Origin of the sequence: Arthrobacter sp. YAF16 (genome assembly GCF_052113385.1) — a bacterium.
Classification (GTDB): Bacteria; Actinomycetota; Actinomycetes; order Actinomycetales; family Micrococcaceae; genus Arthrobacter.
Genome location: NZ_JBFRDC010000001.1, coordinates 618,520 through 644,425 on the forward strand (window position 1 = coordinate 618,520; position 25,906 = coordinate 644,425).

General features: G+C 66.8%; 22 protein-coding genes. 11 read left to right on the top strand and 11 right to left on the bottom strand.

What is annotated here, in order from left to right:
- Positions 1 to 6: 6 nt before the first annotated feature.
- From AB4Y91_RS03010 to AB4Y91_RS03040, 7 genes are all read right to left on the bottom strand, one after another.
- Positions 7 to 1,482: a CpaF family protein gene (locus AB4Y91_RS03010; protein ID WP_441417057.1), complete on the bottom strand. Its 1,476-nt coding sequence runs from the start codon at positions 1,480 to 1,482 to the stop codon at positions 7 to 9.
- Positions 1,479 to 2,681, bottom strand: a complete 1,203-nt coding sequence (locus tag AB4Y91_RS03015) for an AAA family ATPase (RefSeq protein WP_441417058.1) — start codon at positions 2,679 to 2,681, stop codon at positions 1,479 to 1,481. Before AB4Y91_RS03015 ends, AB4Y91_RS03010 begins: the two co-directional genes overlap by 4 nt.
- Entirely contained in the window at positions 2,678 to 3,457 is a 780-nt protein-coding gene (cpaB, locus tag AB4Y91_RS03020; protein ID WP_441417059.1) for a Flp pilus assembly protein CpaB, read from the bottom strand. Before cpaB ends, AB4Y91_RS03015 begins: the two co-directional genes overlap by 4 nt.
- Before the next feature lie 20 nt (positions 3,458 to 3,477).
- A complete protein-coding gene (locus AB4Y91_RS03025; protein ID WP_441417060.1) occupies positions 3,478 to 4,443 on the bottom strand; it encodes a Tad domain-containing protein in 966 nt (321 codons plus the stop codon).
- Positions 4,444 to 4,496: 53 nt separating this feature from the next.
- On the bottom strand, positions 4,497 to 4,901 hold the full coding sequence (locus tag AB4Y91_RS03030; protein ID WP_441417061.1) for a TadE/TadG family type IV pilus assembly protein: 405 nt from the start codon (positions 4,899 to 4,901) through the stop codon (positions 4,497 to 4,499).
- Positions 4,902 to 5,011: 110 nt separating this feature from the next.
- A complete protein-coding gene (locus AB4Y91_RS03035; RefSeq protein WP_441417062.1) occupies positions 5,012 to 5,218 on the bottom strand; it encodes a Flp family type IVb pilin in 207 nt (68 codons plus the stop codon).
- 270 nt (positions 5,219 to 5,488) lie between these two features.
- Positions 5,489 to 6,154, bottom strand: coding sequence for a prepilin peptidase (locus AB4Y91_RS03040; RefSeq protein WP_441417063.1), 666 nt, complete (start codon positions 6,152 to 6,154; stop codon positions 5,489 to 5,491).
- Between the two features lie 308 nt (positions 6,155 to 6,462).
- Between AB4Y91_RS03040 and rplM the strand changes: the two genes are divergently transcribed.
- From rplM to glmM, 3 genes are all read left to right on the top strand, one after another.
- The gene (gene rplM, locus AB4Y91_RS03045) at positions 6,463 to 6,906 is read left to right on the top strand and encodes a 50S ribosomal protein L13 (protein WP_015937805.1); all 444 of its coding nucleotides are present in this window, start codon (positions 6,463 to 6,465) and stop codon (positions 6,904 to 6,906) included.
- Between the two features lie 36 nt (positions 6,907 to 6,942).
- Positions 6,943 to 7,452 (top strand): 30S ribosomal protein S9, encoded by a 510-nt coding sequence (gene rpsI, locus AB4Y91_RS03050; RefSeq protein ID WP_441417064.1) that lies wholly within the window; start codon positions 6,943 to 6,945, stop codon positions 7,450 to 7,452.
- Positions 7,453 to 7,590: 138 nt separating this feature from the next.
- The gene (gene glmM / locus AB4Y91_RS03055) at positions 7,591 to 8,952 is read left to right on the top strand and encodes a phosphoglucosamine mutase (protein WP_441417065.1); all 1,362 of its coding nucleotides are present in this window, start codon (positions 7,591 to 7,593) and stop codon (positions 8,950 to 8,952) included.
- A gap of 66 nt (positions 8,953 to 9,018) precedes the next feature.
- Here the strand turns inward: glmM and mscL are convergent, their stop codons facing one another.
- From mscL to coaA, 3 genes are read right to left on the bottom strand one after another with little or no spacing between them, the layout of a single operon-like run.
- Positions 9,019 to 9,408 (bottom strand): large conductance mechanosensitive channel protein MscL, encoded by a 390-nt coding sequence (gene mscL, locus AB4Y91_RS03060; protein ID WP_441417066.1) that lies wholly within the window; start codon positions 9,406 to 9,408, stop codon positions 9,019 to 9,021.
- Between the two features lie 29 nt (positions 9,409 to 9,437).
- Complete coding sequence (locus AB4Y91_RS03065; protein WP_441417067.1) at positions 9,438 to 10,373, bottom strand: M15 family metallopeptidase; 936 nt, start codon at positions 10,371 to 10,373, stop codon at positions 9,438 to 9,440.
- A gap of 5 nt (positions 10,374 to 10,378) precedes the next feature.
- Positions 10,379 to 11,344 (bottom strand): type I pantothenate kinase, encoded by a 966-nt coding sequence (gene coaA / locus AB4Y91_RS03070; RefSeq protein ID WP_441417068.1) that lies wholly within the window; start codon positions 11,342 to 11,344, stop codon positions 10,379 to 10,381.
- 121 nt (positions 11,345 to 11,465) lie between these two features.
- Here coaA and glmS point away from each other — a divergent pair, with 121 nt between their 5' ends.
- The 8 genes from glmS (at position 11,466) to AB4Y91_RS03110 (ending at position 24,028) form a co-directional block, all read left to right on the top strand.
- Positions 11,466 to 13,358, top strand: coding sequence for a glutamine--fructose-6-phosphate transaminase (isomerizing) (gene glmS / locus AB4Y91_RS03075; RefSeq protein ID WP_441417069.1), 1,893 nt, complete (start codon positions 11,466 to 11,468; stop codon positions 13,356 to 13,358).
- Positions 13,359 to 13,362: 4 nt separating this feature from the next.
- Entirely contained in the window at positions 13,363 to 13,710 is a 348-nt protein-coding gene (locus tag AB4Y91_RS03080) for a holo-ACP synthase (protein ID WP_175321209.1), read from the top strand.
- 4 nt (positions 13,711 to 13,714) lie between these two features.
- Positions 13,715 to 15,238 (top strand): NAD(P)H-hydrate epimerase, encoded by a 1,524-nt coding sequence (locus AB4Y91_RS03085; RefSeq protein ID WP_441417070.1) that lies wholly within the window; start codon positions 13,715 to 13,717, stop codon positions 15,236 to 15,238.
- Between the two features lie 91 nt (positions 15,239 to 15,329).
- The gene (gene glgX / locus AB4Y91_RS03090; RefSeq protein WP_441417071.1) at positions 15,330 to 17,570 is read left to right on the top strand and encodes a glycogen debranching protein GlgX; all 2,241 of its coding nucleotides are present in this window, start codon (positions 15,330 to 15,332) and stop codon (positions 17,568 to 17,570) included.
- A complete protein-coding gene (treY, locus tag AB4Y91_RS03095) occupies positions 17,567 to 19,903 on the top strand; it encodes a malto-oligosyltrehalose synthase (protein WP_441417072.1) in 2,337 nt (778 codons plus the stop codon). The genes glgX and treY overlap by 4 nt, the downstream gene beginning before the upstream one ends.
- A 36-nt stretch (positions 19,904 to 19,939) precedes the next feature.
- Positions 19,940 to 21,697 carry a malto-oligosyltrehalose trehalohydrolase gene (gene treZ, locus AB4Y91_RS03100; protein ID WP_441417073.1) on the top strand — a complete coding sequence of 586 codons (1,758 nt, stop codon included), beginning with the start codon at positions 19,940 to 19,942 and terminating at the stop codon, positions 21,695 to 21,697.
- A gap of 15 nt (positions 21,698 to 21,712) precedes the next feature.
- Positions 21,713 to 22,750, top strand: a complete 1,038-nt coding sequence (gene mgrA, locus AB4Y91_RS03105; RefSeq protein ID WP_441417074.1) for an L-glyceraldehyde 3-phosphate reductase — start codon at positions 21,713 to 21,715, stop codon at positions 22,748 to 22,750.
- A gap of 192 nt (positions 22,751 to 22,942) precedes the next feature.
- Complete coding sequence (locus tag AB4Y91_RS03110; protein ID WP_441417075.1) at positions 22,943 to 24,028, top strand: inositol-3-phosphate synthase; 1,086 nt, start codon at positions 22,943 to 22,945, stop codon at positions 24,026 to 24,028.
- An 85-nt stretch (positions 24,029 to 24,113) separates the two neighbouring features.
- Here AB4Y91_RS03110 and AB4Y91_RS03115 read toward each other — a convergent pair whose 3' ends face one another.
- The gene (locus AB4Y91_RS03115; protein ID WP_441417076.1) at positions 24,114 to 25,871 is read right to left on the bottom strand and encodes a formate--tetrahydrofolate ligase; all 1,758 of its coding nucleotides are present in this window, start codon (positions 25,869 to 25,871) and stop codon (positions 24,114 to 24,116) included.
- Positions 25,872 to 25,906 lie beyond the last annotated feature (35 nt).

A 25,906-nucleotide genomic window follows, 5' to 3' on the forward strand; every position in this document is an offset into this window, starting at 1 on the left:
GCACTGTTACCGCCCCCTAGCAGGCGCTGCGCCAAAGACCGCCGGCGAAATCGGGATTCCCAATTCGGCGAAGCGATCAGTGAAGCGCGGACGAACACCGGTAGGCATGGGCTTGCCGAGGAACCGGCCGCCGGCGTCGATACCGGCGGAGTAGTCGAACACGAAGGCATCCTGGAGCGTGACGACGTCGCCTTCCATGCCCTGGACCTCCGTAATGTGCGTGACCCGCCGCGAACCGTCACGGAGCCGGGAAATATGCACGATCAGGTTCACCGCCGAAGCCACTTGCTCGCGGACGGCCCGCAGCGGCAGATCCATGCCGGCCATCAGCACCAAGGTTTCCAGCCGGGCGATCGCGTCCCGGGGGGAGTTCGCATGCACGGTGGAAATGGAGCCGTCGTGGCCGGTGTTCATGGCCTGCAGCATGTCGAGGCACTCGCCGCCGCGGACTTCACCGACCACAATCCGGTCCGGCCGCATACGCAGCGAGTTGCGGACCAGGTCGCGGATGGAAATTTCGCCCTTTCCCTCGATGTTCCGCGGGCGGCTCTCCAACCGGACCACATGGTCCTGCTGCAACTGGAGTTCCACCGCGTCCTCGATCGTGACGATCCTGTCCGAGCTCGGAATGAACGAGGAGAGCACGTTCAGCAGGGTCGTCTTGCCGGTGCCGGTGCCGCCCGAAACAATGATGTTCAATCTGGCCAGCACGCAGGCCTGCAACAGCTCCGCCATTTCCGGTGAAAGACTGCCCATCGAAATGAGGTCATGCACGGTCAGTGGATCCCGGCCGAACTTCCGGATGGTCAGGGCCGGTCCATTGACGGCCAGCGGCGGGATGATGGCGTTGACGCGGGAACCGTCCGACAACCGGGCATCCACGAGCGGCGATGACTCGTCAATCCGGCGTCCCACGTTGGAGACAATCCTTTCGATGACCCGCCGCAGGGCGTCGTCGGAGGTGAACTTCGAGTCCGTCAGCTGGAGTTGCCCCTGGCGTTCCACGTAGATCTGGTCGAAACGGTTGACCATGACCTCTGTCACCGTGGGATCATCCAGGTACCGCTGGATGGGGCCATGGCCGAGAACGTCGTCGATGATCTCCCGGATCAGGCGCTGGCGTTCGACCGCGGTGAGGGGGATCTGCTCCTCGTCTACGACGGCCTTCAACTCGTCCTTGACCGACTGGTGAAGTTCCGTCTCATCGATAGAGGAATCGGTGATGCGGGATCCGAGCCGTTCGAAGAGCGCCTGGCTGGCGCGTTCCTTGAGCGCGTTCAGCGCCTCGCTGGCCACGGACGCGGTCTGCTGCAGCTCGGTGAATCCGGGGTGCGATTCTGCTGCCGTCTTCGCTTCCAGGATCCGCCCCAGCGTCGCCGGTGGCGTATGAGAGGCGAAGACGTCGACGGCGGCCGGCTTTTCCTCGGGCGCGGCGGGCGGAAGTCCGCCGCGTAGTTGCTGGAATCGGTCGGTGAGGCTCACTGGACTACCGCCCTTCTGTGCAGTTGCTTGTGCGGTCTGGCTTCCCAATCCGGCTTAAAACGGTCAGCCAGCTGGCGGAGCCCCTTGAGGGCAGCGTCCCGGCCGCCGTCCTGAAGGACGGGAACGCCTTTGTTGGTGGAGAAGGGAAGGGTCCGGGAACGCGGCAGCACGACGTCCACGGGGGCCCCGATGGTGGCTTCGACGTCCTTGAGCGATAGTCCCGCCCGGCGGTCGGCCATGTTGAGGACGATGTGGCGTTGGGCCGGTACCAGGTTCAGTTCTTCGAGGATCTGGAACCCGGTCCGCATACCGCGGATGCTCGGAACGTCCATGCCGCAGATCCACACGGCGTCGGTCGCCTGTTCGAGCGTGGCCAGGACGTGTTCGCCCAGTCCCGGGGCCGTGTCCACCACGATGTAGCGGAACTCCTGCCGCAACTGTTCCAACAGGTGGGAGACATGGGCCGCACTGATACGGTCCATCTCCACGGGCGTCCTGGGGGCGCAGAGCGCGTAGATGCCTGCAGGATGGACTGTGAGATACGTCTTGAGCACCATTGAGTCCTGGCTTGCGGCCCCCATTACGGCGTCCGTGATCGTGAACTCCGGTTCAAGGAGGAGTCCGCTGGCCACGTCGCCGAACTGCAGGTCAAGATCCACGATCACAACCCCCATCGGCGCGGTCTTTCCCAGCCCGACCGCGAGGTTGGTGGCGACCGTTGTCTTGCCAACGCCGCCCTTGGGGGACATCACGGCGATGACACGTCCTGAGCCGTGGTCGGCATGCTCGGTCGTCTGCGGACCGAGACCCCGACGCCGGCCCGCTGCGGCCAGGCTGGCACGCTCCAGCATGACCCGGATGGTGTCGGGGTCGGCTCCGGGATCGAGCAGGTCCCGGACGCCGGCGCGCATTGCCTGGACCACGGTTTCCGGGCTGGCATTAACGGCCAGGACCACGCTGATCTCCGGATACTGGAGGTCGACCACTGCGGCCAGCTTCAGTGAGTCGGCCACAGGCACGCCGGGACCAAGGATGAGGACCTCGGGCGGGTCGCCGACCATTTGGCGCAGGATGTCGGCGGGGCCCTCTGGCAGGTAGTCGGCTTTGAAGACGTGGAGGTCCCCATGCATTCCGCCGACAGCCAGCCGGACCAGCCGTTCGAAATCGGCGTTGGGCGTGATCAGGACGAAGCGGCTCATCGGAACAGTCCTGCCGCATCGACTGTGCCCTTGCCCGATTCGACAGCATTGCCCGGTTCCTTCGACAGGTAGACCTTGCCGAACTCCGTGGCAAACACGATCCGCTCCGCATCAGCGGAATTCCTGGCCAGGGTAATGAGGTAGCTGCCGTCACCCTGTGCCTTGGTGGAGGAGGTTGACGAGACCTGGCTGGCCCCGGACGCGGTGTCGGAGGTCCCAGTCTGCGTGGCCGCCCCATCGCTGAACTGCGCCGCGGTCACCAGGACCTTGTGGAAAGTTTGCTGCGTCCTGCTGACCTTGGCACCGGCCTTGCCGCCGGCGTCTTCCAGCGAGAGGAAAACCCCCACCGTGTCGCCGGCCTTCAAAATGCCGCCGGCGACGCGCTCGATCGGAAGCTTGAGCGTGATCTCCTGGAAGCCCGCAGGTACCTGGACCCGGGACGGGCCGAGGAAAGCACTCTCTTCCACCAGCCGGGTGGACAGCAGCTGCTCACCCGGCATGAGGGTAACGGCGGTGACCTTGGTGCCCAGTGAGGCGAGATCCGTGACGCTGCTGTCAGCCAGCGCCAGCTTGGGAACTTCCTTCTTTGTCACCATTGCCGCAATCTTGTCCGCGGCGGTTCCGGCCGGAATGGCCTTTTGCACAATGTAGATTGATTCTGTTTCCGTGCCGGCTAACGCTCGTTTATCAGCGTTCTGAACATATGAGACCAGCAATACGGTTCCGATAATTGCCACAAGTAATGCGGCGATGCCTCCCAGTAGGCGTGTTTTCATCGTAACTCCTTAGAAATTACCTATTTGATGAGTTTGATATCGACGGTTCCCAAGTCGGCGCCGCCACCAGGTCCGGTCGAGTTAATAGTTTCGAATTTCACGAATTGGCCGATGATGCACCGGTTGTTGCCGCCGCTGCAGGCCAGGGCGCTCGTCATGTTCGGGTCGCCGGCTGTGTTCCGGAATTCGTAGTTGTGGTTGTTGCCGAATTTCCAGCCCCACATCTTGAAGGTGGCGTAACCGATCACGTGGAAGTAGCCGTTCTGCCCCTGGTTGCTCGCGTCGTCGAAGACGGGAAAAGCGACTTTCACCTCTCCGCCGGCGAGGATGGTGGCGATCCAGCCGCCCAGCACGGTGTCGCAGTCGGTCGGCGGGTTGTTGCCTGGGTCGGACCCCACCCGGTTGTTTCCGGTGGCCGTCACGGCAACGCATGGTGAGTTCCGGTCGAGCCATCCCCAGCCGCCCGGGATTTGCGTTCCGGAAGGACCGGTGCAGGTTCCGCCCGGCTTGTAGGAGATCTTTTGTACCTCTCCGGTGGCCACGGCAGTGGAAAGGTTGAAGCAGCTGTTGGAGATCGCAAGCGGAAATCCGGAGCCGCTGCTCAACGGTGCCCAGGCCGCGGTGGCGCCGGCGCGGACTGTTGCGGGTGGGGCGTTCAGCGCATTGGCAAAGATTTTGGTCAGGAAGCCCGCCTCGTTGCTGCCCAGGGTGGACGTGACCACCTTGACCTGGCCGCGGGAAAGGTCCACGTTTACTGAATCGACGGCAGAGGCTCCGTCGTTGGAGTTGGGACCGGCAAGTTCGCGGGCCCAGCCCAGAGCCTGGGGAACTGTGCAGGTTCCGGCCGCGTGGCACCTCTGTGCTGCCGCCAATGCGCCTGCGTCCGCTGCATTCTGCAGTTGGGCCCGTTCGGCGTAGATTTGGCCGGCATCAACGGCCAGGGCGCCGGCTCCTATGAGCACCAGCATCATCACTGCTACAAGCACGCCGGTGGCGCCCCGCTCCCGCCCTAGGCCGCACTGGTCTTGGATCGAAGTCCTCAACCGTGGCATCGCATGGCTCCGGTTCCGTGGACGGTGACGGAACCACCGAAAATCCCGGTCAGTGAATTTGCGGTGTAACCAACGGCCACTTTGGCGTTGCCCGTGCCGCCGGCGGGGCATGCGCCCGTGAAGGTGTAGGTGAAGCCTGCCGCATTCAACCCGGGCGCACCTGAGACAGCGGCAGCCTGGGCGCGGGCCGGATCGTTGAAGATGGCCATAGTCCGGGCAGCCTCGCGGGCGGCCTGGGTCACCGAGATCTGCAAATTGTAGATGTAAGAGAATTCGATGATCCCGCCCACCAAGGCGAGGAGTATAGGTGCAACGAGGGCGAACTCGACTGCGGCCGCCCCCTGCTCGCGTCCCTCAGCCCCAAACCAGGGCGAAAAATTGCTGCGCTTCATTGGATCCCCCCAGGGATAGATGCAGTCGACGAAATAAGAACTGTGCCGCGCCCGCGATACACGGACGCGGCACAATCGGTGTTACTGAGACCTGTGGCGGAACTAGTTGCCTAGTTGGACCAAGCGCGGACGTTGTTGCCCAGCTCGGTGAACCAGGCGCTCAACTGGTTGCCGAAGACGGTTGCGCCGCCAATAACAGCGAAGGCGATGAACGCCACCAGCAGCGAGTATTCCGTCGCGGTTGCTCCCTTTTCGGATTCGAGCTTGTTCTTGACGCCGGCAACAAAAGCGAGCATTGAGACCATGAGACCAGTCATTTTGAAAGTCCTTCTCCAGAGATTTGAATAGTTTGACGGAATTCCAGCAAGTCCCCTTTGCTACCTGCTGGAGCTCCGTTGGGACAACATTTGCACGCCGATTAACGGCCCGGCAATGCATGCGACTACCCGACTTTTTGGGTGGAAAAGGAGCGTTTACTTGCCGCTCTGAGGGACGTGTACTCAGTACTTTCGGGCGCTACGGAGCCGACTACTTGTTTTGATAAGTCGGCTTACTGGTTCACCCAACAAGCGGCGCAGGAGAGGGCGCTACGCGGAGAGCAGGACGGTGAGCAGGGCGGCGGCCAGCATCGAGGGCCCGAAGGCCACTTCCTTCGGCTTGTTTCCGCGGTTCTTTAGGAGGAGGACCAAGGAAACCAGGCCGCCGGCGACAAACCCCAGGGCTCCGCCATAGAACAGTTGGGTCCAGCCCAAGTGGCCTAAGTACAGGCCGAGTGGCGCAGCGAGCTTAACGTCGCCCATTCCGAGGCCTGTGGGGCTGATGAGGGCCAAGATGAAGTAGAAAAAGAAGAGAATTACCGCCCCGGCCAGGGCCCGGGCCAGCTGCCCCCAGCCTCCGAGGGCTATCGAAGGCACTGCGAGCAGCACAACGCCGGCTCCCAGGAGTGGCAGGACCAGCCGGTTAGGCAGCAAATGATGAATAACGTCAATTCGGGCCAGTTGGACGCCAATAACCGCCAAAACCATAAATGCCGGCAATTCCGGAGAGGCGCCGAACCGCCAGGCCAGGAGGGCGCAAAGCACCGCGGCGGCAACCGCCGTCGCCGTCCGCTGCGCAGGCGTGGGGCCGGGTCCCAGCTCCGGCAGGGCGCGCCTGACGAAGACGTCTGCCAGCAGCCCGAGGCACAGTCCGGCGGCGGCGACTCCCGCGAGGAACAGCAGCGATGCGGAACCTGCAACGGCGGGATCGGGCACGGGACCTCCAGGAACACGGCGTACCGGAACTGAACGGCACGCAGGGCTGCGTGCCACCGGAAACCCCATTTTGACCCACGACCCCGGCTTCCGCTATTCTTGGTAGTCGTTGTGCGTGTCCTATCTCGATGATGCGTGCCCGCTTGAGAATCCGGTTGCAGGATAGCTACTCAACGTGCACATTCGAGACCACAGGATGACTGGTTACATGGAGCCCTCACCTCTGTTCCGGTAGCGCATAGATAGTAGGTGCACCTTTTGCGTGACGCCTAAAACAAGAACGCCAGAACAAGAACGAGGCAAACACCGTGCGTACGTACACCCCGAAGCCCGGCGATATCAACCGCCAGTGGCACGTCATTGACGCCACCGACGTTGTCCTTGGTCGTCTCGCCAGCCAGACCGCAATCCTGCTGCGCGGCAAGCACAAGGCCACCTTTGCGTCCCACATGGACATGGGCGACTTCGTCATCATCATCAACGCTGAAAAGGTCGCCCTCACCGGTGCCAAGCTGGAGCAGAAGCGCGCATACCGCCACTCCGGTTACCCGGGCGGCCTGACCTCCGTCAACTACGCGGAGCTGCTGGAGTCCAACCCGGTCCGCGCCGTGGAGAAGGCCATCAAGGGCATGCTCCCGAAGAACTCCCTCGCTGCACAGCAGCTGGGCAAGCTGAAGGTCTACCGCGGTGCCGAGCACCCGCACGCCGCCCAGCAGCCCAAGACTTTCGAAATCACCCAGGTCGCCCAGTAGTCCTGGCCACCAACCAACTTTTTATCAAGGAGAATCGTGGCTCAGAACGAAGAACTGACCACCGAAGCCGTTGAGGCTGAGGAAAACCTGACCAGCTACACCTCGGAGAGCGGTGCTGCTGACGCAGCGGCGCCGAAGAAGGAACGTCCGGCACTGACCGTCGCCGGCGCTGCAGTTGGCCGTCGCAAGGAAGCCGTTGCACGCGTTCGCGTCGTGCCCGGTTCCGGCAAGTGGACCATCAATGGTCGCGAGCTGGCGAACTACTTCCCGAACAAGCTGCACCAGCAGGACGTCAACGAGCCCTTCAAGATCCTTGACCTTGAAGGCGCCTACGACGTTATTGCCCGCATCCACGGTGGCGGCATCTCCGGCCAGGCCGGTGCCCTGCGCCTCGGCATCGCCCGTTCACTGAACGAGATCGACACCGAGAACAACCGCGCCACCCTGAAGAAGGCCGGCTACCTGCGCCGCGACGCTCGCATCATCGAGCGTAAGAAGGCTGGTCTCAAGAAGGCACGCAAGGCTCAGCAGTACTCCAAGCGCTAAACAGCGCCTTCCCAACCGGCGCCGCTGGTTGGAACTGGAAGCCCGTCCCGCATTCTGCGGGGCGGGTTTCCGGCGTTTAACGGGTATCCAATGGTCGGAAACCGGACCCGGGCCCGCGATCGACTAAACTTGGGCTCGATGTCTAGATTATTTGGAACAGATGGTGTCCGGGGCCTGGCGAACGGCCTACTGACCGCAGAGTTGGCGTTGCAGCTGGCGCAGGCCGCCGCCGTCGTGCTCGGCCACGACCGCAACACCAACGGCAACAGGCCGCGCGCCGTCGTCGCCCGCGATCCGCGGGCCAGCGGCGAGTTCCTCGCGGCCGCCGTGGAGGCCGGGCTCTCCAGCTCCGGCATCGACGTCTACGACGCCGGCGTGCTGCCAACGCCGGCCGCCGCGTACCTCGTCGCCGACCTCGACGCCGACTTCGGCGTGATGATCTCCGCCTCCCACAACCCGGCCCCGGACAACGGGATCAAGTTCTTTGCCCGCGGCGGCCAGAAGCTCCCCGACGACGTCGAGGACGCGATCGAGGAACAGCTGAGCAAGGAGCCGTACCGCCCGGTCGGTGGCGAAGTTGGCCGCATCCAGCGCTTCTCCGACGCGGAAGACCGCTACATCGTGCACCTCCTGGGCACGCTCCCGCACCGCCTGGACGGTCTAAAGGTGGTCCTGGACTGCGCGCACGGCGCCGCCAGCGGTTGCTCACCCCAGGTCTTCAAGACGGCCGGCGCCGAGGTGATACTGATCGGCGCCGATCCGGACGGCCTCAACATCAACGACGGGGTGGGTTCAACGCACCTCGGCCCATTGAGGCAGGCGGTCCTGGACAACGGGGCTGACCTGGGCATTGCCCACGACGGCGACGCCGACCGTTGCCTGGCCGTGGACCACGAGGGCAACGAGGTGGACGGCGACGAGATCATGGCCATTCTTGCCGTGGCCCTCAAGGAATCCGGCAAGCTCAAGGACGACGTCCTGGTTGCCACCGTGATGAGCAACCTCGGACTCAAGATCGCCCTGCGCGAGGCAGGCATCAGCCTCCGTGAGACCGGGGTAGGCGACCGCTACGTGCTGGAAGGCATGCGCGAAGGTGGCTTCAACCTCGGCGGCGAGCAGTCCGGCCACGTTATTTTCGCCGACTACGCCACCACCGGCGACGGCGTCCTGACGGGCCTGCAGCTTGCCGCCCAGGTCGCGCTGACCGGCCGTCCGCTCAAGGAACTGGCCACGGTCATGACCAAGCTCCCGCAGGTGCTGATCAACGTCAAGGGCGTCGACCGCACCCGGGTCAAGGGTGACGAGGCCGTGGCCGAAGCCGTGGCCCGGGCCGAGGCACGGCTGGGCGATACCGGACGAGTGCTGTTGCGTCCTTCCGGGACCGAACCCGTTGTCCGGGTGATGGTGGAAGCCGCGGACCAGGACACCGCCCAGGAAGTCGCCGAAGGCCTGGCCCAGGTGGTCCGGACCGAGCTTGCCCTGGCGCTCATCGCCGACTGACTCCAAGAACGCAAGAAGGTGGCCCGTTTCCGTGAGGAAGCGGGCCACCTTTTGTTGGTCCGGAAGCTAGCGGGCGGTGCGGGTCAGGGCGTCGCGGATCTCGGTGAGCAGGGCGATCTGAGGGTCCTCGGCCGATTCCTCCTTGACGTCCGGGTTGATGCCCAGCCGGCGGTTGCGGCGTTCAATCATGTGGTTCATCGGCAGGATCACCACGAAGTAGATGGCAGCTGCAATCAGCACGAACGAGATGATGCTGGAGATGACGGAGCCGTACTTGAACCCCTCCCAGGCCATTTCCTCGATGCCTTTGGCGTTGAAAAGCAAGCCGATGAGTGGCGTGAGGAGTCCTTCCACGATGGAGGTCACGACGGCGCCGAAGGCGGCCCCCATGACGACGGCGACGGCAAGGTCAACGACGTTGCCCTTCATGATGAAATTCTTGAATCCAGTCAGCATGAACCCACGGTAGCCCGGGCCCGGCAGGCTCAGCGGTAGGCTGGCGCGGCTTCCAGGCCGAAATACTCTTCGAGGGTGGCGACGCCGCGCTTGTGCATGTCGCCCGCGGCCTCGGTACCGATGTAGCGCAGGTGCCACGGCTCGTAGAAGTAGCCGGTGACCGGGTGGGCCATCCAGGGGTAGCGGACCACGAAGCCGAAGCGGTGCGCATTGGCCTTGGCCCACACGGCGGCCGGCTGTTCCGCGAAGCAGGGCTGGAAGCTGCAGGCCCCTCCGCCGTCGCCGATGTCAAAGGACCAGCCCGTCTGGTGCTCGGAGTAACCGGGCCGCGCGGAAGCCGTGTCCGCCTCGGCGCGCCCCCGGGCGTTCGCGTAGCCGTTGTAGGTGGCCGTCTGGGTCGCGTAGGAACGGTAGCCGCTCGCCAGGGTCAGGATCACGCCGTCCGCCGCGGCGGCTGCAAACATCCGCTCGGCGGCCGCCGCCGTCGTGCTGTTCAGCTGCGCGGCCTCGCCGGAAACCGCCAGCCTGACGGCCGGCTGCACGAGGTCGGGCGGAACGAACGTGGCGGGGGAGAGCGGCCGGTGCTTGTTCACCACCACCCACGGGCTCGCAGGATCGGTCAGGGAATGCTTCCGGGCCGGCCCGGACGCGGCCGGCCCGGACGCGGCCGGTCCGGAAGCCGCAGGCGCGGAGGCTGACGGCGCTGCGTCGGCCGGGGGTGTGGTGGCGGTGGCCATGCCCGCGGAGGTGGTCGTCGCCGTAGGCGAGCCGGAGGCGGAAACCGCGGCGGAGGAACGCTCAGTTGGCACAGCCGTGCTGGAGGATGGCTCCGGGCTGCTGCCCGGGCTACAGCCGGCCACGGCGGCAAGGACAGCCAGTGCCGTTCCCGCCGCGAGCAGGCGCCCGAGCGTCCGCCGGCTCGGGGTTGCCGAGCCCGGGGAAGTGCCGGCGCTGTCGTGGCACACCTGTGCTAAACCTTGCGCAGCAACATGCGTCGGATGGAGTGGTCGGCGTCCTTGGTCAGCACCAGCTGGGCCCGGCCGCGGGTGGGGAGGACATTTTCTTCCAGGTTCGGCTCGTTGATGCGCTTCCAGATGTCCCGGGCGGTCTGCTCGGCCTCCGAATCGGAGAGCGTCGCATAGCGGTGGAAGTAGGACTCGGGCTGTGCGAAGGCGGTAGTACGCAGCTTGCGGAACCGGTCCACATACCACTCCTCGATATACGAGGTCTTCGCGTCCACGTAGATGGAAAAGTCGAAGAAGTCGCTCAACGCCAGGCCCTGCCGGCCGTCATGCCGCGGGCGTGCCGGCGCCAGGACGTTCAGGCCCTCGACAATCAGCACGTCCGGCCGGCGGACCACAACTTCCTTGCCCGGAACGATGTCGTAGGTGACGTGCGAGTACCAGGGGGCCCGCACTTCCTCGGCCCCGCTTTTGACCTCGCTCACGAAGCGCAGCAGTGCGCGGCGGTCGTAGGACTCCGGAAACCCCTTGCGCTCCAGGAGTTGACGGCGCTTGAGTTCGGCGAGGGGGTAGAGGAACCCGTCGGTGGTGATCAGCTCGACGTTCGGGGTGCCGGGCCAGCGCCGCAGCATTTCACGCAGTACGCGGGCGATGGTCGATTTGCCCACCGCCACGGAGCCGGCCACGCCGATCACGAAGGGGGTGCGCTGGGTCTTCTCGCCCAGGAAGGTCGTGGTGGCCGCGTGGAGCTGGTTGGCGGCCTCGACGTAGAGGTGCAGCAGCCGGGACAGCGGGAGGTAGACCTCGCGGACCTCCTTCATGTCCAGGGGGTCGCCCAGGCCGCGGAGGCGGAGCACATCCTCTTCGTTGAGGGGCTGCTCCATCTGGGCAGCGAGCCGGGACCAGGTCTGCCGGTCCAGCTCAACGAACGGGGAGACGCCCTCGCCGTTCGCTTCGTTGCGTTGCAAAGTCACCTTAGAGATTCTGCCCTTGACAACGCCCAGAGCGAAATGGACACCCCGCCAGCCGCCAGCGGCGGGCCCGGACCGGCACATCCTACGTCGGACGACCGGGAAACCGGTTAGGCTTATGTCCATGTGCGGAATCGTTGGATATGTAGGCCGCTCGGCTGGCCGGGTAAATACTGAACACAAAGCCTTGGACGTTGTCCTGGAGGGATTGCGGCGCCTTGAGTACCGCGGCTATGACTCCGCCGGGATCGCGGTCGTGGCGGACGGTGCCATTTCTTCCCGCAAGAAGTCGGGGAAACTGAGCAACCTGATCACCGAACTGGAGGCCCACCCGCTGCCGGACGCCCTCACCGGCATCGGGCATACCCGCTGGGCAACCCACGGCGGCCCCACGGACCTGAACGCGCACCCGCACCTGTCCGACGGCGGCAAGCTGGCGCTCATCCACAACGGCATCATCGAAAACTTCGCGGAGCTGAAGCAGGAACTCGTGGGCGAAGGCGTGACCTTCCTCTCCGAGACCGACACCGAGGTGGCCGCAGCGCTGATCGGTGACATCTACCGCAACCAGCTGGGCGGCGACAACGCCAACGGCGGCCTGACCAAGGCCATGGAACTTGCCTGCCAGCGCCTCGAGGGCGCCTTCACGCTGCTCGCCGTGCACGCCGACCAGCCCGACGTCGTCGTGGCCGCCCGCCGCAACTCCCCGCTCGTGGTGGGCCTGGGCGAGGGCGAGAACTTCCTCGGTTCCGACGTCTCCGGCTTCATCGACTACACCCGCCGCGCCGTGGAACTGGGCCAGGACCAGATCGTCACCATCACCGCCGATACCGTCGCGATCACCGACTTCTACGGTGCCCCGGCCGAGGGCAAGGAATACTACGTCAACTGGGATCCCGCTTCCGCGGAGAAGGGCGGCTTCCCGTCCTTCATGGAAAAGGAAATCCACGACCAGCCGGACGCCGTGCTGCAGACCCTGCTGGGCCGGTCGGACGTCGACGGCAAGCTGACCCTCGACGAGCTCCGGATCGACACGGAACTGCTGAAGAGCGTGGACAAAATCATCGTCCTGGCCTGCGGCACGTCCGCTTACGCCGGCCAGGTCGCGAAGTACGCGATCGAACGCTGGTGCCGGATCCCCACCGAGGTCGAGCTCTCGCACGAGTTCCGCTACCGCGATCCGATCGTGGACGCCAACACCCTGATCGTTTCCATCTCGCAGTCCGGCGAGACCATGGACACGCTGATGGCTGTCCGGTACGCCAAGGAACAGGGCGCCAAGACGGTGTCCATTTGCAACACCAACGGCTCCACCATCCCGCGCGAGTCCGACGCCGTGCTGTACACGCACGCCGGTCCGGAAATCGCGGTGGCCTCCACCAAGGCGTTCCTCGCCCAGATTGCGGCCGCCTACCTGCTGGGCCTGTACCTGGCACAGCTGCGCGGCAACAAGTTCCAGGGCGAGATCAAGGACATCCTCGCCGACCTGGGCAAGATCCCGGCCAAGATCCAGCAGATTCTGGACAATGCCGACGCGATCAAGAAACTCGGCCACGACATGGTGGACGCCAAGTCCGTGCTGTTCCTGGGCCGCCACGTAGGCTTCCCGGTTGCCATGGAGGGTGCGCTCAAGCTCAAGGAGCTCGCCTACATCCACGCCGAAGGCTTCGCCGCCGGCGAGCTCAAGCACGGCCCGATCGCCCTGATCGAGGAAGGCCAGCCGGTCTTCGTCGTCGTCCCGTCGCCCCGGGGCCGCGACTCGCTGCACGCCAAGGTCGTCTCGAACATCCAGGAAGTCCGTGCCCGCGGCGCCAAGACGATCGTGATCGCCGAGGAGGGTGACGAAGCGGTGAAGGCCTACGCCGAGCACGTCATCTACATCCCGGAGACCCCGACCCTCCTGGCCCCGCTGCTGTCCACCGTGCCCCTGCAGATCTTTGCGCTGGCACTCGCCAGCGCCAAGGGCTACGACGTGGACCAGCCGCGGAACCTGGCCAAGAGCGTGACCGTAGAATAGCCGCATGATTGTTGGCATTGGCGTAGACGTCGTAGACATTGAGCGGTTCGGCCGGCAGCTTGAGCGCACCCCCGGGTTGCGCGACAGGTTGTTTGTCCCGGCCGAGCGGGAACTGAACACCCGGTCCCTGGCCGCGCGGTTCGCGGCCAAGGAGGCCGTGGCCAAGGTGCTCGGCGCGCCCGCCGGAATGAACTGGCAGGACTGCTGGATCGGCCTGGACCAGAACGGACCCACCGTCCAGGTCAAGGACACGGTACTGGCCGTGGCCGAGTCGAAAGGCGTCAAGCGCTGGCACCTCTCGATCAGCCACGACGGCGGCATCGCCACCGCCACGGTGATCGCCGAAGGCTAAGCACATGATCAGCGCCTATACAGGTACCCACATTCGAGGCCTCGAGAAGCAACTCCTTGAGGCGAGTGCGGACCCTGGTATGGGCGCTGTTCTCATGCAGCGGGCCGCCTACGGGCTCGCCAACGCGGTCATCCGGGAACTCCAACGCCGCGGACTGCGGCCCTACGGCTCCAGCGTCACCGTGCTTGCCGGCAAGGGCAACAACGGAGGCGACGGCCTCTACGCCGCGGCGCTGCTGGCCCGCCGGGGCCTGCGGACGACGGCGGTGCTCACCGCCGGCGACGCCCATCCAAGCGGGCTGGCGGCCTTCCGCGCCGCCGGCGGCCGGGACACCGCCCTCACCGACGGCAACGCCAGGGACCTGGCTGCTGACGCCGCCCGCGCCGACGTCGTCATTGACGCGGTCCTGGGAACCGGCGCGCAGGGTGGGCTGCGCGGCGCGGCCGGCACGCTGATCGAAGAGCTGCAGCGCAGCCGCCACGGGCTGGTTGTTGCCTGCGACATCCCCAGCGGCGTCGACGCCGACACCGGCGAAGCGCACGCCCCTGTCCTGGCCGCGGACGTCACCGTGAGCTTCGGGGCCGCGAAGGCCGGCCTGCTCGCCGACCCGGGCGCGGACTTCACCGGCCGGCTCCGGACCATCCCGATCGGCATCGAGGACGCGCTGGTGCATCCGGAGCTGCGGCGCCTCCAGGCCGCGGACCTGGCCGCGCTGCTCCCGCAGCCCGGCCGCCGCTCGCACAAATACTCCCGGGGCGTGCTCGGCGTCGTGGCCGGATCCGCCCGCTACCCGGGGGCGGCCGTCCTCGCCTGCCGCGGCGCCCTGGCCGCGGGTGCCGGCATGGTCCGCTACGTGGGCCCGCCGGAGGTCGCGGACCTGGTCCGCCAGGCCTGCCCCGAAGTGGTGTGCGGCACGTCCGTCGCCGACGCGCACGTCCAGGCCTGGCTGCTCGGATCCGGACTCGACGCCGGCGCCCACGAGCAGCTGGAGCGGGTCCGCGAGGCGGCAGCCGCCGGACTTCCCACCGTGGCCGACGCCGGTGCGCTGCCGGCCCTGCCCCGCGAACTGTCCCCGCACACCGTGCTGACCCCGCATGCCGGCGAGCTGGCCGCCCTGCTGGAACGTTACGGCGCCGGCCCGGCCCGGACCTCCGTCGAGGACGCAACGCTCGCCGCCGTCCGGCAGGCCAGCGGGCTCACCGGAGCGACCGTGCTGCTCAAGGGCGCCACCACCCTGGTGGCTGCCCCCTCGGGGGCGGTCTTCAGCCAGGCCGAAGCCAGCCCGTGGATGGCCACCGCCGGCAGCGGCGACGTCCTGGCCGGGGTGCTCGGCGCCCTGCTGGCACAACTCCCGGAGGGCTCCGGTGCCTTCAGCGCCTTGGGGCTCGAGGGGCCGGACCGGTGGGCCGCCGTCGCCGCGATGGCGGCCAGCCTGCACGGCCGTGCCGGAACAGCTGCCTCGAACGGCGGGCCGCTGACGGCGTCGGACATTGCCGAAGCCCTGCCGGAGGTTATCGCGAAGCTGTAACAAAAGCGCGCGCCTCGCGCCTCCGGTAAATTAGTAACCTTACTTACAAGTAGTCTGTCTAGAGATTGTCCGCATCGCACGAGGAGTACACATGGAAGTCTGGCCCGGAACGGCTTACCCGCTGGGAGCCACTTTTGACGGCACCGGCACCAATTTTGCCCTGTTCAGCGAGCAAGCGGAGCGGGTTGAGCTCTGCCTCCTGGCCGACGACCTGAGCGAGACGCGGATCGAACTGACCGAGGTGGACGGCTACGTCTGGCACTGCTACCTGCCGCAGATCCAGCCCGGACAGAAGTACGGCTACCGGGTGCACGGCCCGTACGACCCGGCGAGCGGAAACCGCTTCAACGCCAACAAGCTGCTGATGGACCCGTACGCCAAGGCAATCCAGGGCCAGATCGACTGGGACCCGGCGCTCTTCTCCTACGAATTCGGCGACCCCGATTCGCGCAACGACGCCGATTCGGCACCGCACACCATGCACGGCGTCGTCATCAACCCGTACTTCGAGTGGGACGGTGACCGCCAGCTGCGCGTCCCCTACCACGAGTCGGTCATTTACGAGGCCCACGTTAAAGGCCTGACCGAGCTGCACCCGGAAATCCCCGAAGAGCAGCGCGGCACTTACGCCGGTGTGGCCCACCCGGCCGTCATTGAGCACCTGAAGAAGCTCGGCGTCACGGCGATCGAGCTCATGCCGGTCCACCAGTTCGTCAACGACGGCACCCTGGTGGAGAAGGGCCTCAACAACTACTGGGGCTACAACACCATCGGCTTCTTCGCCCCGCAGAACACCTACAGCTCCTCCGGCGACGTCGGACACCAGGTCCAGGAATTCAAAGCCATGGTCCGCGAGCTGCACCGGGCCGGCATCGAGGTCATCCTCGACGTCGTCTACAACCACACCGCCGAAGGCAACCACCTCGGCCCCACCCTTTCCTTCAAGGGCATCGACAACCAGGCGTACTACCGCCTGGTCGACGGGGACCTGAAGCACTACATGGACTACACCGGCACCGGCAACTCGCTCAATGTCCGCCACCCGCACTCGCTGCAGCTGCTGATGGACTCGCTGCGCTACTGGGTGACGGAAATGCACGTCGACGGGTTCCGCTTCGACCTCGCCTCCACGCTGGCCCGCGAGTTCTACGACGTCGACAAGCTCTCCACCTTCTTCGAACTGATCCAGCAGGATCCGATCGTCTCCCAGGTCAAGCTGATCGCCGAGCCGTGGGACGTCGGCCCCGGCGGTTACCAGGTGGGCAACTTCCCGCCGCAGTGGACCGAATGGAACGGCAAGTACCGCGACACCGTCCGGGACTTCTGGCGCGGCGAACCGTCCACCCTGGGCGAATTCGCCTCCCGCCTGACCGGCTCCGCGGACCTGTACGAGAGTTCGGCTCGGCGCCCGGTGGCCTCGATCAACTTCGTCACCGCGCACGACGGCTTCACCATGCGCGACCTGGTCTCCTACAACGAGAAGCACAATGAGGCCAATGGCGAGGGCAACAACGACGGCGAATCGCACAACCGCTCCTGGAACTGCGGCGAAGAGGGCGACTCCGACAACGACACGGTGTTGACCCTCCGCGCCCGCCAGCAGCGGAACTTCATTGCGACGCTGCTGCTCTCCCAGGGCGTGCCGATGCTGCTGCACGGCGACGAACTGGGCCGCACCCAGCAGGGCAACAACAACACCTACTGCCAGGACTCCGAACTGAGCTGGGTGCACTGGGAAGCCATGGACCAGCCCCTCGTGGAGTTCACCGCGTTCGTCAACAAGATCCGCCACGACCACCCGACGTTCCGCCGCAGCCGCTTCTTCGACGGCCGCCCGGTCGTTCGTGGTGAGGGCGAGAAACTGCCGGACATCGTTTGGCTGAAGACCGACGGCACCGGAATGCTGCCGGAGGACTGGGACAGCGGCTTCGGCCGGACCATCGGCGTGTTCTACAACGGCCACGGCATCCAGGAACAGGACTCCCGGGGCCGCCGGATCACCGACGACAGCTTCCTGATGGCCTTCAACGCCCACGACGACAGCGTGGACTTCGTGCTGCCTAACGACGAGTACTCGCCCTTCTGGGAGATCCTCGTGGACACCGCGGACCAGGCCGATACGGACGAGCCGCTCAAGGCAGGGTCGACCCTGACGCTGGCGGCCAAGTCGATGGCCGTGCTGCGCGCCTACTCGGGCCCCGAGATCGAGGTCGACCACTCCGCAGCCGCCTCCCTGGCCTCCATGGCCGAGCACGAGGACGCCCAGGAGGAGATGGCGGAAGCCCAGACGAAGGCCGCCGAAGCCAGCGAAGCGAAGGCCACTGCTTCATGAGGACCCCCGTCTCGACCTACCGGCTCCAGATCCGGCCGGGCTTCACCCTGCAGGACGCCGCCGACACCGTGCCCTACCTGAAGTCCCTTGGGGTCGACTGGATCTACCTGTCTCCGATCCTGACGGCCGAGCAGGGCTCGGACCACGGCTACGACGTCACCAACCCCGCCGCGATCGACCCGGACCGCGGCGGCCCCGAAGGGCTGGCGGCGGTGTCCCGCGCGGCGCGGGAGGCCGGCATGGGTGTGTTGGTGGACATCGTGCCCAACCACGTCGGCGTCGCCACCCCGGTCCAGAACCCGTGGTGGTGGTCGCTGCTCAAGGAAGGTCAGCAGTCGCGCTACGCCCAGGCGTTCGACGTCGACTGGGACTTCGGCGGCGGCCGGATCCGGATCCCGGTGCTGGGCGAGGAGGCGGACGTGGACGCGCTCGAAATCCGTGACGGCGAACTGCGCTACTACGACCACCGTTTCCCGCTGGCCGAGGGCAGTTATACCGCAGGTGACTCCACTGCCGACGACCCGCGCGCGGTCCATGACCGGCAGCACTACGAGCTGGTGGGCTGGCGCCGTGCGGACACCGATCTGAACTACCGCCGGTTCTTCGCGGTCAACACCCTCGCCGGGATCAAGGTTGAGGTCCCGGAGGTCTTCGATGAGGCGCACGAGGAGATTGTCCGCTGGTTCCGGGAGGGCCTCGTTGACGGCTTGCGCATCGACCACCCGGACGGCCTCGCGGATCCGGCAGGCTACCTCCGCCGGTTGCGCGAAGTGACCGGCGGGGCCTACCTGCTGATCGAGAAAATCCTGGAGCCCGGTGAAGAGCTTCCGGCCGGCTTCGAGTGCGAGGGGACCACCGGGTACGACGCCCTCGCGGACGTGGACCGGCTCTTCGTCGACCCCGCCGGCCAGGCGGGCCTCGACGCCCTGGACACCTCGCTGCGCGGCGGCACCCCCGCCGACTATGAGGACATGATCCGCGGCACCAAGCGCCGGATCACCGACGGCATCCTGCACTCGGAGATGCGGCGGCTCGCCCGGCTGGTACCGGCGTCCGCCGGCCTCAGCCCGGAGGCCGCCGTCGATGCGCTGTCCGAGATCACCGCGGCCTTCCCGGTCTACCGCAGCTACCTGCCCGAGGGCGAGGGCGTGCTGCGCGAGGCATGCGAACTCGCCGCCCGGCGGCGTCCCGAGCTCGAACCCGTGGTGCAGGCGCTGCTCCCGCTGCTGCTGCAGGCCGGCCCCGGGCCCGACGCCGAGCTGGGCCGCCGCTTCCAGCAGACCTCCGGCATGGTGATGGCTAAGGGTGTGGAGGACACCGCGTTCTTCCGCTACACCCGGCTCGGCACCCTCACCGAGGTCGGCGCGGACCCCACCGAGTTCGCGCTGTCCGCCGACGAGTTCCACGCCCGGATGGCACGCCGCCAGGCGGGCCAGCCGCTGTCGATGACCACGCTCAGCACCCACGACACAAAGCGCAGCGAGGACACCCGGGCCCGGATCTCCGTGCTTGCGGAGCTGGCCCCGGAATGGACGGCCTCGCTGCGCCGGCTGCAGGAGTTGGCGCCCCTGCCCGACGGCCCGCTGGCCAACCTGCTGTGGCAGGCCGTGGCCGGGGTGTGGCCCGCGGACCGGGAACGCCTCCAGTCCTACGCCCAGAAGGCGGCCCGAGAGGCCGGCAATTCGACGAACTGGCTGGACCCGGACCCGGACTTCGAAGCGAAACTTGCAGCCGCCGTTGACGCTGCGTTCGACAACGCTCAGGTGCGCGCCGAACTCGATTCGCTGGTGGACCTGCTGGAACCCTACGGCTCCGCCAACGCGCTCTCCGCCAAACTGGTCCAGCTCACCATGCCGGGCGTGCCGGACGTCTACCAGGGCACCGAGTTCTGGGACCGGTCGCTGACCGACCCCGATAACCGGCGGCCGTTCGACTTCGGGGCGCGGCGCGCCGCCCTCAAAGCGATCGACGCCGGTGAGCGGCCGGCATCGTACCGGGAGGACGCGGCGAAGCTGCTCGTGACCTCGCGGGCGCTGCGGCTGCGCCGGGACCGGCCGGAGCTGTTCGCCGGCTACGCCCCGGTTGCTGCCACCGGAGCCGCCGCCGAACACCTGGTCGCCTTCGACCGCGGCGCCGGCACGCCCGGGGCCCTCACCCTGGCCACAAGGCTGCCCCGCGGCCTCGAACAACGCGGAGGCTGGCAGGACACCGCCATCGGCCTCACCGTCGCCATGACGGACCAGCTCAGCGGCAGGTCCTTCGGGCCGGGCACGACGGACGTGGCGGAGATCCTCCGCGACTACCCGGTGGCCCTGCTGGTGCCGGGCGCCTGAACGCACGAACTGACGAACCAACTTAGGGGAACGGCAATGACTCTGCCCGCACACGGAACCGCACGCTTCGACCTCTGGGCACCGGAAGCGCAGGACGTCACGCTGCTCGCCGACGGCCGGCACTACCCGATGGTCCGGTCCGGGTCCGCCGGCTGGTGGAGCGCGCCGGAGGCACCGGCCTCCGGCGACGTCGACTACGGCTACCTGCTCGACGGGGATTCCACCCCGCTGCCGGATCCGCGCTCACGCCGCCAGCCCGGGGGAGTGCATGCACTCTCGCGGACCTTCGACGCCGGCAGCCACGAATGGGCAGACGGGCAGTGGAAGGGCCGCGGCCTGCAGGGCGGCGTGATCTACGAGCTGCACCTGGGCACGTTCACGCCCGAGGGGACGCTGGACGCCGCGATCGGCAAGCTCGGCTATCTCGCCGACCTCGGCATCGACTTCGTCGAACTGCTGCCGGTCAACGGGTTCAACGGCACCCACAACTGGGGCTACGACGGGGTCCTCTGGTACGCCGTGCACGAGGGCTACGGCGGCCCGGCCGCCTACCAGCGCTTCGTCGACGCCGCCCACGCCGCCGGCCTGGGCGTCATCCAGGACGTCGTCTACAACCACCTCGGCCCCAGCGGCAACTACCTGCCCCGGTTCGGGCCGTACCTCAAGTCCGGGGAGGGCAACACCTGGGGCGACTCGGTCAACCTGGACGGCCCCGGCTCCGACGTCGTCCGCCGCTACATCCTCGACAACGCAGCCATGTGGCTGCGCGACTACCACGTGGACGGCTTGCGGCTCGATGCCGTGCACGCCTTCAAGGACGAGCGGGCGGTCCACCTGCTGGAGGAATTCGGGGCGCTCGCCGATGAGGTCTCCGCCGAAACCGGACGCCCTGCGACGATGATCGCCGAGTCGGACCTGAACAACCCGCGGCTGCTCTACCCGCGGGAGGTAAACGGCTACGGCCTGGCTGGGCAGTGGAGCGATGACTTCCACCACGCGGTCCACGTCAACGTCAGCGGCGAGACCACCGGCTACTACAGCGACTTCGATTCGCTCGCGGCCCTCGCCAAGGTCCTGGTGGACGGGTTCTTCCACGACGGCAGTTACTCCAGCTTCCGGGAGCGGCACCACGGCCGGCCCATCAACACCGCCCTCGTGCACCCGGCCGCCCTCGTGGTCTGCAGCCAGAACCACGACCAGATCGGCAACCGGGCTACCGGCGACCGGCTCTCCCAGAGCCTCGGCTACGGGCAGCTGGCGCTCGCAGCGGTCGCGACCCTGGCCTCGCCCTTCACCCCGATGCTGTTCATGGGTGAGGAATACGGCGCCACGACGCCCTGGCAGTTCTTCACCTCGCACCCGGAGCCCGAGCTGGGCAAGGCCACGGCGGAGGGCCGGATCAAGGAGTTCGAACGGATGGGCTGGGACCCCGCCGTCGTGCCCGACCCGCAGGACCCGGCCACGTTCACCCGCTCCAAGCTGGACTGGTCCGAAGCCGAGTCCGGGGAGCACGCGCGGCTGCTGGAGCTGTACCGGAAACTTATCGCGCTGCGCCGTGCGACCCCGGAGCTGGCCGGGCTCGGGTTCGAGGACACCGCAGTGGCGTTCAGCGAGGACGAGGGCTGGCTGCGCCTGCGCCGCGGCAGCGTGGAGGTCGCGATGAACTTCTCCATCGAACCCCGCCAGGTAGCCGTGGACGGCGGCTCGCTGCTGCTGGCCACCGAGGACGGCGTCGCGCTGTCCGCCGGCCGCGTGGAACTGCCCGGCCACAGTGCCGCCGTCGTCTCAAACTAGGACAGGATAATAGTCATGACATATGTTGCAGCAGAGAACCGATACGAGACGATGCCCTACCGCCGGGTGGGACGCAGCGGACTGAAACTGCCGGCCATTTCCCTGGGCCTCTGGCACAACTTCGGCGATGACAAGCCCTTCGAAGTGCAGCGGGCCATCCTGCGCCGCGCCTTCGACCTGGGTGTCACCCACTTCGACCTCGCCAACAACTACGGCCCGCCCTACGGCAGCGCCGAGACTAACTTCGGCCGCCACTTCAAGGACTACTTCAAGCCGTACCGCGACGAACTCATCATCTCCAGCAAGGCCGGCTACGACATGTGGCCGGGGCCCTACGGCAACTGGGGCTCCCGGAAGTACCTGCTGGCCAGCCTGGACCAGTCGCTGGGCCGGATGGGCCTGGATTACGTGGATATCTTCTACAGCCACCGCCCGGACCCCGAGACGCCGCTGGAAGAGACCATGGGCGCCCTGGACCAGGCCGTGCGCTCCGGCAAGGCGCTCTACGCCGGCATTTCGTCCTACACTCCGGAGCAGACGCTCGAGGCGGCCCGGATCCTGAAGGAACTCGGCACCCCGCTGCTGATCCACCAGCCCAGCTACTCGATGCTCAACCGCTGGACCGAGAACGGCAGCCCCAGCCTCTACGAGGCGCTGGAGCAGGTGGGTGCAGGGGCCATCGCTTTCTCGCCGCTGGCGCAGGGCATGCTTACCGACCGCTACCTCAACGGCGTCCCCAAGGATTCCCGTGCGGCGCAGGACAAGTCCCTGGACGAGGCGATGATCACCGGGGAGAAGCTGTACCGCGTGCGCGGGCTCAACCGGATTGCCGAGGGCCGGGGCCAGACCCTCGCGCAGCTGGCGATCGCCTGGATCCTGCGCGAGCAGGGCAAGGGCACCTCGGTGACGTCCGCCCTGGTCGGCGCATCCAGCGTCCGGCAGCTGGAGGACACCCTGGCCGCGATCAACAACCTGGACTTCACGGCCGACGAGCTGGACGCGATCGACGAGTTCGCCGTCGAGTCCGACATCAACCTCTGGGCCCAGAAATAAGCCCCGGCGGCGCCGTTCCGCGGCGCCGCCGGCTGACGTAACAGATTCGGTGCCGTGGCCGGGAACAACTTGAGTCCCGGCGCCGTTGACTAGAATGCAAGAGTGCCGCATGGCGTTGTGCCCGTTTGCCGCCGTCGTACATCAGAGTATGGCCGCGCCGGGCACGTGAAGTTTGTTCTCAAAGGGAGTTTCGTGTCTTCAAATCCGATTCGTGTTGCAATCGTCGGCGTGGGTAACTGTGCCACTTCGCTGGTCCAAGGTGTCCAGTACTACAAGGATGCCGACCCCCAGGCCACGATTCCGGGTCTGATGCACGTGCAGTTCGGCAAGTACCACGTCAACGACGTGCAGTTCGTCGCAGCATTCGATGTCGACGGCAAGAAGGTGGGCCAGGACCTCTCCGCCGCCATCCTCGCCAGCGAAAACAACACCATCAAGATCGCCGACGTCCCGCCGACCGGCGTCACCGTTCAGCGCGGCCCGACCCTCGACGGCCTGGGCAAGTACTACCTCGAGACCATTGAGCAGTCCCCGGAGGAGCCGGTCGACGTCGTCCAGGCCCTCAAGGACGCCAAGGTCGACGTGATGGTCTGCTACCTGCCGGTCGGATCCCAGGAAGCCGCCGAGTACTACGCCCAGTGCGCGATCGACGCCGGCGTGGCCTTCGTCAACGCGCTGCCGGTGTTCATCGCCGGGACCAAGGAGTGGGCGGACAAGTTCACCGCCGCCGGCGTGCCGATCGTGGGCGACGACATCAAGAGCCAGATCGGTGCCACCATCACGCACCGCGTTATGGCCAAGCTCTTCGAAGACCGCGGCGTCACCCTGGACCGCACGTACCAGCTGAACGTCGGCGGCAACATGGACTTCAAGAACATGCTGGAGCGCGACCGCCTCGAGTCCAAGAAGATCTCCAAGACCCAGGCCGTCACGTCCAACGTGGAAGCCGAGCTCGCCGCCAAGGACGTGCACATCGGCCCGTCGGACTACGTCCAGTGGCTCGATGACCGCAAGTGGGCCTTCGTACGCCTCGAGGGCCGCAACTTCGGTGACGCCCCGGTCTCGCTCGAATACAAGCTGGAGGTCTGGGACTCGCCCAACTCCGCCGGCGTGATCATCGATGCCGTCCGCGCCGCCAAGATCGGCCTGGACCGCGGCATCGGCGGCCCGCTGCTCTCGGCGTCGAGCTACTTCATGAAGTCCCCGCCGGAGCAGTTCAACGACGACCTCGCCCGCGAAAAGGTCGAGGCCTTCATCCGCGGCAACCTGGAGCGTTAAGCCCCGCACCGTACACCGCAACGCGGGGTCACTTACAGCCCATCATCCCCCTTGGGATGGGCCGTAAGTGACCCCGCGTTGCTGTTTAAAACAGGCCGACGGGGTTGCCGTTGGCGTCCACGTCCATCCGCATGGCCGCCGGGACCTTGGGCAGTCCGGGCATGGTCATCACCGCACCCGTGAGCGCCACGATGAAGCCCGCACCGGTCTTGGGGATCAGGTCCCGGACGTGGACGGTGAAGCCCTTCGGGGCGCCGAGCTTGGTGGCGTCGTCGCTGAAGGAGTACTGCGTCTTCGCCATGCAGACCGGCATCCCGGACCAGCCGTTCTTCTCGATCTCCGCGAGCCGCTTGAGCGCCGGGACGGAGAAGTCGACGCCGTCGGCCCCGTAGATTTCCTGCACGATGGTGCGGATCTTGTCCTCCACCGACATCGCGAGCGGGTACAGGTGGCGGAAGCCGTGCGGGGCGTCGATGGCGGCGGCAACCTTCGCGGCAAGCTCGTCGCCGCCGTCGCCCCCTCCGCCGCGGCCCCAGACGTCGGCCACGGCCGCCTGAACACCCTCCGCGGCGCACCAGTCCAGCAGCCAGTCGAGCTCCTCCTGGCTGTCGGTGCCGAACTTGTTGATCGCCACCACCGGGGTGATGCCGAACTTCTCCACGTTGCGCACGTGCCGCTGCAGGTTGGCGACGCCGGCGGCCAGCGCCTCGACGTTGGGCTCCTTGAGCTGGTCCTTGGCGACGCCGCCGTGCATCTTGAGCGCGCGGATGGTGGCCACCACCACGACGGCGGACGGGGCGACGTCGGCCATCCTCGCCTTGATGTCCATGTACTTCTCGGCACCCAGGTCGGCGCCGAAGCCGGCCTCGGTGATGACGACGTCGGCCAGGGAACGCGCCGTCTGGGTGGCGATCAGCGAGTTGCAGCCGTGCGCGATGTTGGCGAAGGGCCCGCCGTGCACCAGGGCCGGGGTGCCCGCGATGGTCTGCACCAGGTTCGGTTTGATCGCGTCCTTGAGCAGCATGGTCAGGGCACCCTGGACGCCGAGGTCCGCGACCGTGACCGGCTCGCGGTCGTAGGTGTAGCCGAAGGTGATCCGGCCCAGCCGGGCGCGCAGGTCGTCCAGGTCCGTGGCCAGGCAGAACACGGCCATGATCTCCGAGGCGACCGTGATGTCGAAGCCGTCCTGTCGCGGCACGCCCTGGGTGGGACCGCCCAGGCCGATCACGACCTCGCGCAGCGCCCGGTCGTTCATGTCCAGCACCCGCTTGAACGTCATCCGGCGCGGATCGATGTTCAGCGCGTTGCCTTGGTAGATGTGGTTGTCCACCAGAGCCATCAGGGCGTTGTTCGCCGAGGTGATCGCGTGGAAGTCGCCGGTGAAGTGCAGGTTGATCTCGTCCATCGGCAGGACCTGGGAGTAGCCGCCGCCGGTCGCGCCGCCCTTCATGCCCAGGATCGGACCCAGCGAAGGCTCGCGCAGGGCGATCATCACCCGGTGCCCGGCGCGAGCCAGGGAGTCGGCGAGGCCCACGGTGGTGGTGGATTTCCCCTCGCCGGCCGGCGTGGGGGACATCGCCGAAACCAGCACCACCTTGCCCGGCGCGTGCGCACCGTCCCGGGCCAGCTTGGCCGGATCGATCTTCGCCTTGTAGCGGCCGTAGAATTCCAGCGCCTCCGGGTTGATCCCGGCCGCGGCAGCCACGTCCTCGATCGGCCGCATGGTGGCCCGCTGCGCAATCTCCAGGTCGCTCAGGACCGGCGCTGCGGCCGGCGTACCCGGTGCCGCCGTCCCGGCCGGCGCTTCGGTAGCTGCTGCGGTTTCCGTGGTGTTCTCAGACATCGTTGCCCTTCAGCTCGTGGCTTCGGGTCGCTCCG

What these genes read in the sequence shown, in the direction of transcription:
- AB4Y91_RS03015 (WP_441417058.1), bottom strand. Translation starts at nt 2,681, where the DNA reads ATGAGCCGCTTCGTCCTGATCACGCCCAACGCCGATTTCGAACGGCTG.
- cpaB (WP_441417059.1), bottom strand. Translation starts at nt 3,457, where the DNA reads ATGAAAACACGCCTACTGGGAGGCATCGCCGCATTACTTGTGGCAATT.
- AB4Y91_RS03030 (WP_441417061.1), bottom strand. Translation starts at nt 4,901, where the DNA reads ATGAAGCGCAGCAATTTTTCGCCCTGGTTTGGGGCTGAGGGACGCGAG.
- AB4Y91_RS03035 (WP_441417062.1), bottom strand. Translation starts at nt 5,218, where the DNA reads ATGACTGGTCTCATGGTCTCAATGCTCGCTTTTGTTGCCGGCGTCAAG.
- glmM (WP_441417065.1), top strand. Translation starts at nt 7,591, where the DNA reads ATGTCTAGATTATTTGGAACAGATGGTGTCCGGGGCCTGGCGAACGGC.
- mscL (WP_441417066.1), bottom strand. Translation starts at nt 9,408, where the DNA reads ATGCTGACTGGATTCAAGAATTTCATCATGAAGGGCAACGTCGTTGAC.
- glmS (WP_441417069.1), top strand. Translation starts at nt 11,466, where the DNA reads ATGTGCGGAATCGTTGGATATGTAGGCCGCTCGGCTGGCCGGGTAAAT.
- AB4Y91_RS03080 (WP_175321209.1), top strand. Translation starts at nt 13,363, where the DNA reads ATGATTGTTGGCATTGGCGTAGACGTCGTAGACATTGAGCGGTTCGGC.
- AB4Y91_RS03085 (WP_441417070.1), top strand. Translation starts at nt 13,715, where the DNA reads ATGATCAGCGCCTATACAGGTACCCACATTCGAGGCCTCGAGAAGCAA.
- glgX (WP_441417071.1), top strand. Translation starts at nt 15,330, where the DNA reads ATGGAAGTCTGGCCCGGAACGGCTTACCCGCTGGGAGCCACTTTTGAC.
- treY (WP_441417072.1), top strand. Translation starts at nt 17,567, where the DNA reads ATGAGGACCCCCGTCTCGACCTACCGGCTCCAGATCCGGCCGGGCTTC.
- treZ (WP_441417073.1), top strand. Translation starts at nt 19,940, where the DNA reads ATGACTCTGCCCGCACACGGAACCGCACGCTTCGACCTCTGGGCACCG.
- mgrA (WP_441417074.1), top strand. Translation starts at nt 21,713, where the DNA reads ATGACATATGTTGCAGCAGAGAACCGATACGAGACGATGCCCTACCGC.
- AB4Y91_RS03115 (WP_441417076.1), bottom strand. Translation starts at nt 25,871, where the DNA reads ATGTCTGAGAACACCACGGAAACCGCAGCAGCTACCGAAGCGCCGGCC.